This window comes from Candidatus Eisenbacteria bacterium (assembly GCA_035577985.1).
Taxonomy (GTDB): Bacteria; Desulfobacterota; Binatia; order DP-6; family DP-6; genus DATJZY01.
On record DATJZY010000191.1, the window covers coordinates 22323 to 29478 of the forward strand.

Genomic DNA, 7156 nt, shown 5'->3' on the forward strand with positions numbered 1-7156 from the left:
ACCGAGCACGGGTGTACAATCAGCCGCTCGCCGATCCCCGGCTGATCGCCTGTCCGCACTGCGATCTGCTGCAGCGCCTTCCGGATCTCGGACCCGGCGCATCGGCGCGCTGCCCGCGCTGCGACGAGGAGCTATGGCGACACCGCGCCGACTCGCTCGATCGCACGCTCGCCCTCGCGCTGGCGGCGGCCATTCTCTACGTGGTCGCCAACGCCGTGCCGATGCTCGGTCTGTCGGCGGTCGGCCACCAGGCGTCCACGACCGTGCTCGGCGGCGCCCAGCAGCTCTGGGACGACGGGCGGCAGGTCGTCGCCGCCCTCGTCCTGTTCACTGCCGTGGTCGCGCCGGCGCTCCAGATCGGGTTCATGCTCGCGATCGTGCTCGCCGTCCGGCACAGGCGGCCGCCGCGCTGGGTCGCCGCCCTGCTCCGCCATCATCCGACCACCATCACGTGGAGCATGATCGAGGTGATGATGATCGGCGTACTCGTGGCGCTCATCAAGATCGCGGACTATGCGACGATTGTTCCCGGGCTCGCCCTCTATGCGCTCGCCCTGCTCGTCCCGCTGCTGGCGGCGATGCAGGCGACCTTCGACCCGCGCGAGGTGTGGACCCGGGTCGAATGGGAGTCGAGCGAGGCGCAGCCGTGAGCGCCGTGCTGACGGCGATGCAGCAGGGGCTGCAACGGTGCGAGGGATGCGGCCTCGTCTCGCGTCCGGCGGCGGGCACGGTCGAGGGATGGTGCCCACGCTGCGGCGACGAGCTGACTTTCCGGAAGCGGGAGAGCCTGCAGCGCACATGGGCCTTCGTCATCGCTGCCGCCGTCTGCTACGTGCCGGCGAATCTCCTTCCCGTTCTCACGACCACGACGGCCGCCGGCGCCGACTCGGACACGATCCTGCAGGGCGTCGTGCTGCTCTGGTCGCCGACGGGATGGCCGCTGTCGCTGATCGTCCTCTTCGCCAGCATCATGATCCCGAGCGCGAAGATCGTCGCGCTCGTCTACCTGCTGGTGACCGTGCAGCGCGGATCGATCGAGCACAACACCCAGCGCATCCGCCTCTACCGGATGATCGAGCTCATCGGCCGCTGGTCCATGGTCGACGTCTTCGTCGACACGTTCACGGCGGCCCTGGTGCAGCTCCAGCCGCTCATGTCGGTGGCGCCGGCGTCCGGTCTGTTCTTCTTCGCCGCGGTCGTCGTGCTGACGATGCTCGCGGTGGAATCGTTCGATCCCCGCCTCATCTGGGATCCCGCAAGTGCGAGAGGAGTGCAGCATGCCTGAAGGTGACAGGCCGTCCGGGCTCGCGCCCGAGTCGCGGACGGTGACGAAACGGCAGACGCGGATCTCGCTCGTCTGGATCGTGCCGATCGTGGCGGCGCTCGCCGGCGCGTGGGTCGCCGTCACCAGGATCCTCGCCGAGGGGCCGAAGATCACGATCGTCTTCGACACGGCGGAGGGTCTCGAGGCGGGCAAGACCAAGGTCCACTACAACGGCGTCGAGGTCGGCTCGGTCACCGGCATCCGGCTCTCGGACGATCACCAGCGCGTCGTCGCCACCGTGGACATGGTCCCGAAGACGGAGGACATGCTCGTCGACGACACGCACTTCTGGGTCGTCCGACCGCGCATCTCGGGGGCCAACATCTCGGGGCTCGGCACGCTCATCTCCGGCGCTTACATCGGCATGGAGATCGGGAAGTCGGACATCAGAAAGCGCGATTTCGTCGCCCTCACGGTGCCGCCGATCGTGACCGAGAACGTCGAGGGCCGCTTCTTCGCCCTCAAGACCCCCGAGCTGGGCTCGCTCGAGACCGGAACGCCGCTGTACTTCCGGCGGCTGCAGGTCGGCAAGGTCGTCTCGTACAAGCTCGATCCCGACGGCCACTCGCTGACCGTCAAGGTATTCGTCAACGCGCCCTACGATCGCTTCGTCACGACGGACACCCGCTTCTGGCAGGCGAGCGGCGTCGACGTGTCGCTGTCGGCGAGCGGCCTCAGCGTGCAGACGCAGTCGCTCCTCTCGATTCTCATCGGCGGCATCGCATTCGAGACTCCCGAGGCGGACGCCGCGAGCCAGCCGGCCGCGGCCGACACCGTGTTCAACCTCTTTTCGGATCGCACCCAGGCCTTCAAGCCGCCACGCGGCGATCCGCAGACCTGGGTGCTCGTCTTCAACCAGAGCGTGCGCGGGCTCACGCGCGGCGCGCCCGTCGAGTTCCGGGGCATCCCGATCGGCGAGGTCACGGACATCCGGTCGCACTTCGATCAAGCCAAGGCGGATTTCTCCGTCTGGGTGACGGTGCACGTCTACCCGGAGACGTTCGGCGGGGAGGCCATCGAGGGAACGGTCAATCCCGAGGCCCGCCGCAAGACGATCGACGCGTTCCTGGCGCGCGGGCTTCGTGCCCAGCTCCGGTCGGGGAGCCTCCTCACCGGAGCCATGTTCGTCGCCATCGACTTCTTCCCCGACGCGGCGCCGGTGACCGTCGACTGGTCGCAGACGCCGCTGCGCTTCCCGACCACGCCCGGCGCGCTCGAGGCGACCGAGGCGACGGTCGTGCGGATCGTCGACAAGCTCGACAAGATCCCGCTCGACAAGATCGGCGACGAGGTCTCGAAGGCGCTGGTCGAGCTGAACCTCACGCTCGATTCGGCGCGCCGCACGCTCGACACCGCCGACAAGATGATCGCGCCCGACGCGGGGCTACGCGTGGAGCTCGCCGACACGCTCGACGAGGTCGCACGCGCGGCGCGGGGGATCCGCATTCTCGCGGACTATCTCGAGCGCCATCCCGAGTCGCTGATCCGCGGTAAGCCGGGGGACAAGTGATGACACGTATCGGACAGTTGCTTTCGATCGCCATGCTCGCCGTGACGGTGGGCTGCAGCTCGCCGCATTCGCGCTTCTACACGCTCGCCGCGACGGCGACGCCGGACGCGGGGCGCGACGCCGGCTATACCGTCGCCGTCGGTCCGATCTCCATTCCGGCCTACGCCGACCGGCCCGAGCTGGTGGTCCAGGTGGCGCCCCACCAGGTGAAGGTGGAGGAGTACGACCGCTGGGCGGCGCCGCTGGAGGACGACATCGCTCGCGTGGTCGCCGGCGACCTGCAAGCGCTGCTCGGCACGCCGCGCGTGGCCGTCGGTCCGATGGTGAGCTTCGTGCCCGCCTATCGGGTCACGATCGACGTCCAGCGCTTCGAGTCGACACCGGGCGACTCGGCCGTGGTCGAAGCGGTGTGGGTCGTCGAGAAGCGAGGGACGTCCGATACGCTCTCGGGCCGTACGATCGCGCACGAGGCGGTCGACGGGAAGACCTACGGCGCGCTCGCCGCGGCCCACAGCCGCGCGGTGGAGACCATGAGCCGCGACATCGCCGAGGCCATCCGGACGCTGGCGACGAAGCGACGCTAGGCGTGGCCCGCCCCACCGAGCGCAAGCACCTTGTGCTGCTCGTGGCGCTCGTCGCCACGCTCGTCGCACAACCCCTGCTCGCTTCGATCGGGACGGAAACGGTCGAGCTCGGCACGGCCGCCGTCTTCGGCATCTACGTCCTCGTGTTCTCCCTGCTCTTCAGCCCGGGCTGGGAACGCCGCGGTGTGCTCCTGCTGTTCGTTCCTGCAGGCATCGGTCGGGCCATCCTCTACGCGCTCCCCGACCGGCTCGCGACGCCGGCGGTGGTCGCGTTCCACACGATGTCGATCGTGTTCCTCGGCTTCGCCGTCGTCGTCATCCTGAAAGATCTCTTCCGATCGGGCCAGATCCGGCTCGACGACGTCCTCGGCGCGGTGTGCGGATACATCCTGGCCGCCCTCAGCTGGGGACACGCCTACGCGCTCACGTACTGGTTCGTGCCCACTGCGTTCGAGATCGGCACGCGCGTGGCGGCGCAGCTCGGGACCACGGCGATGCGCCAGACGCTGTTCAACTACCTCAGCTTCACGACGCTCACGAGCATCGGCTTCAACGACATTGCGCCGGCGGGCGCACCAGTCTATTCACTGATGTGGCTGGAGACCGTGTTCGGCCAGTTCTATCTGGCCGTCGTGGTGGCCCAGCTCGTGGGACTGCGGCTGGCGCAATCCGTGCGCGAGCGTCGCGGCCACGAGTGAGGGGGGTTTTGGCGCGAGATGGCAAGACCACCGGCACGGAAACGGGTACGCGTCATGGCGGACACGCCATGAGGACTCTCGTCCTGGTCGCCGTCGCCCTCGTCGCGTCCGCAGCCGAGGCCGCGCCCACCCGGCAATGCCAGGACACCTGCCTCGTGTCCGCCCGCGCGGAAGCGAAAGACTGCACGTCGAGCGCCTCGGGTGCCTTCACGACGGCGCTCGACGGCTGCATCGAGCGCGAGCACACGTGCGTCGACGCGTGCCGCGAAACACGCCAGGAGTGCCGCGACGGCAGCAGCCTCGGCACGGACCTCGCCCAATGCGACGTAACGCTCGACGTGGCTCGGGCACGGTGCGACGCCACCTACCGGCCCCCCTCGCGGCGCTGGATCGTGTGCGTCGGTCGCGCGCGGATCGACGGCTTCCGGTGTCGTCGCCAGGCGTTCCGGGGCAACCGACGGCAGCTCATCGGCTGCGACAAGGCGTTCAAGTCGTGCACCGACGCCTGCCTTCCGGGGGAACCACCCGACGGGGTCGGCCAGTGCCGGTCGGAAGCGAGATCGGCGTTCAGGAGCACGGTCGCGGATTGCCGGCAGGCCTACCAGGTGACTGCGAGCGCGTGCATCGACAAGGACCTCACGTGCACCCAGACCTGTATCGACGCGCGCAGCACGTGCAACCAGCCGACGCAGGCGGCGCTCAACACCGCGCTGGCCGCCTGCGCCTCGACCCTGACCGCGGCCGTCGACACGTGCGTCGCGACGAACCCGAGCGGGAGCCCCGAGCTCCAGCAGTGCATCACCACCGCGGAGGCGAATGCCTTCACCTGTCGCGACGACGCGATCGCAGCCTCGGGGCCGGGCTTCGCGGCGTGCGGGAACCAGTACATCCGGTGCGTCCATGCCTGCCCGTCGCCGTCGTAGAATCGGATGAGAATCTTCCAGACAGCGGCGCTCGTCGCCGTGCTCCTCGCCTCGCTCACGCTGGCCCTCGCCGAAGAGACGGTCGAGTCGGGTGCGACGGAAGCGCCGCCGCCGAAGAAGTGGGAGTTCGAGGCCCGTCCGTACGCATGGATCAGCGGGACCTTCGGCTCGATGACGGTCAAGGGGAACACCGTCCACCTCGCCACGACCCCGAGCGACGTGTTTCACCTCTTGATCCACGGGAACGCGTTCGCCCTGGCGGGATACTTCGCGCTCAGATACGATCAATGGAGCGTCTTCGTCGATTCGGACGGCGGCTACCTGGAGGAGACCGTCCGCGAGACGATCCCCACCCAGCTCTGCACGCTGACCGTCCAGGCGAAGGACAAGGTCAAGTTCGCCACCACGGACGTCGGCTTCGGCTATCGTCTCGGCGAGTGGACGCTCCCCAACCGGGAGCGACGGGTCACACTCGGCGTGTACGCCGGCATGCGCTACATGCACTTCGGCAACAAGCTGAACCTGGGCGTCGGCGTGGTGCACGGCGTCCAGAGGGCCGGCGAGGTGAAAGACGTGTTCGACTGGGCGGACCCGATGATCGGCGTGCAGTGGACCGCGCCGCTCTTCGACGCGGTCTCGCTCGACTTCCGCGGTGACATCGGCGGCTTCGGTGTCAGCTCGAACCTCATCTGGGGCCTCGATGGCATGGTGAAGGTCTGGGTACCGTGGACACCTTTCTCGCTTCATCCGTACGCTACCGCGGGTTACCGCGTCGTGGCGTTCGACCGCGGGTCGAGCGCGGACAACTCCAACCTGCAGCTCCGCGGCCCGACCGCCGGCGTCGGCTTCACGTTCTGAGCCGAAGGGCCTCGTGGCGCACGATGGCAAGACTTGCCGCGCGCGCTCGACGCATTGTGGGCGCCGGGATTGCCCCTCGGAGGAAAACGATGAAGACCCCTGGATCTGCGATCAGCCTCGCGCTGCTGCTCGTGACGTCGGCCGGTGCGCAGGGGATCAACGGCACGCCCGGGTCGCCGAGCGCGACGATGACGATCGATGGCACCCAGCTTCCGCCGCCGCCGCAGAAGTTCGGTGGCAAGATCGAGCGCACGACGAAGGGGTCGACCCCCTACTGGCCGGCACGCATCGTCCCGCCGACGGGCGCGCCCAACGTGCTGCTGATCATGACCGACGATTCCGGCTATGGCGTCCCCAGCACCTTCGGCGGCGTCATTCCGACGCCCGCGCTCGACCGCATCGCCGCGAACGGCCTCCGCTACACCAACTTTCACTCGACCGCGCTGTGCTCGCCGACGCGCGCCGCCCTGATCACGGGCCGCAACCACCACTCGGTCGGCTACGGCGTCATCGCCGAGCAGGCGACCGGCTATCCGGGGTACGACAGCATCATCACCAAGGACAACGCCACGATCGGCGAGATCCTGAAGGACAACGGCTACCGCACCTCGTGGTTCGGCAAGAACCACAACACGCCGTCGTTCCAGGCCAGCTCGATCGGCCCGTTCGATCAATGGCCGACCGGCATGGGCTTCGAGTACTTCTACGGCTTCATGGGCGGCGACACGAACCAGTGGCAGCCGGACAACCTCGCCCGCAACACGACGTACATCTACCCGTTCCAGGGCAACCCCAACTTCAACCTCATCACGGCGATGGCCGACGAGGCGATCGGGTACATGAACCAGATCAACACGCTGACGCCCGACCAGCCGTTCTTCGTCTACTACGTGCCGGGCGGCACGCATGCCCCGCACCATCCGACCCCGGAGTGGATCAAGAAGATCAGCGACATGCACCTCTTCGATGAGGGGTGGAACAAGCTCCGCGAGCGGATCTTCGAGAACCAGAAGAAGCTCGGCGTCATCCCGCAGAACGCCAAGCTCACGCCGTGGCCGAAGGACCTGCTGAAGGAGTGGGATCAGCTCACGGCCGACGAGAAGAAGATGTTCCTCCGCCAGGTGGACGTCTTCGCCGCGTACGTCGCCTACACCGACCACGAGATCGGCCGCGTGATCCAGGCCGTCGAGGACATGGGCAAGCTCGACAACACGCTCATCATCTACATCAACGGCGACAACGGCACGAGCGCGGAAGGC

General features: G+C 68.1%; 8 protein-coding genes. All 8 read left to right on the forward strand.

The features are described from left to right. The first annotated feature begins 11 nt into the window (after window positions 1-11). Entirely contained in the window at window positions 12-650 is a 639-nt protein-coding gene (locus tag VMS22_26590; protein HXJ37612.1) for a paraquat-inducible protein A, read from the forward strand. Then, on the forward strand, window positions 647-1285 hold the full coding sequence (locus VMS22_26595) for a paraquat-inducible protein A (GenBank protein ID HXJ37613.1): 639 nt from the start codon (window positions 647-649) through the stop codon (window positions 1283-1285). The genes VMS22_26590 and VMS22_26595 overlap by 4 nt, the downstream gene beginning before the upstream one ends. After that, entirely contained in the window at window positions 1278-2834 is a 1557-nt protein-coding gene (locus VMS22_26600) for an MlaD family protein (protein ID HXJ37614.1), read from the forward strand. The genes VMS22_26595 and VMS22_26600 overlap by 8 nt, the downstream gene beginning before the upstream one ends. Beyond that, window positions 2834-3418 (forward strand): PqiC family protein, encoded by a 585-nt coding sequence (locus tag VMS22_26605; GenBank protein HXJ37615.1) that lies wholly within the window; start codon window positions 2834-2836, stop codon window positions 3416-3418. The genes VMS22_26600 and VMS22_26605 overlap by 1 nt, the downstream gene beginning before the upstream one ends. A 2-nt stretch (window positions 3419-3420) precedes the next feature. After that, window positions 3421-4116: a hypothetical protein gene (locus tag VMS22_26610; GenBank protein HXJ37616.1), complete on the forward strand. Its 696-nt coding sequence runs from the start codon at window positions 3421-3423 to the stop codon at window positions 4114-4116. A gap of 68 nt (window positions 4117-4184) precedes the next feature. Then, the gene (locus VMS22_26615; GenBank protein HXJ37617.1) at window positions 4185-5039 is read left to right on the forward strand and encodes a hypothetical protein; all 855 of its coding nucleotides are present in this window, start codon (window positions 4185-4187) and stop codon (window positions 5037-5039) included. Between the two features lie 6 nt (window positions 5040-5045). Beyond that, window positions 5046-5897, forward strand: coding sequence for a hypothetical protein (locus VMS22_26620; protein HXJ37618.1), 852 nt, complete (start codon window positions 5046-5048; stop codon window positions 5895-5897). Window positions 5898-5986: 89 nt separating this feature from the next. Next, window positions 5987-7156 (forward strand): sulfatase-like hydrolase/transferase (locus VMS22_26625; protein ID HXJ37619.1); only part of this gene is annotated, 1170 nt, incomplete at its 3' end.

Coding starts and splice junctions, on each gene's coding strand:
- VMS22_26600 (HXJ37614.1), top strand. CDS start 1,278: ATGCCTGAAGGTGACAGGCCGTCCGGGCTCGCGCCCGAGTCGCGGACG.
- VMS22_26605 (HXJ37615.1), top strand. CDS start 2,834: ATGACACGTATCGGACAGTTGCTTTCGATCGCCATGCTCGCCGTGACG.
- VMS22_26615 (HXJ37617.1), top strand. CDS start 4,185: ATGAGGACTCTCGTCCTGGTCGCCGTCGCCCTCGTCGCGTCCGCAGCC.
- VMS22_26620 (HXJ37618.1), top strand. CDS start 5,046: ATGAGAATCTTCCAGACAGCGGCGCTCGTCGCCGTGCTCCTCGCCTCG.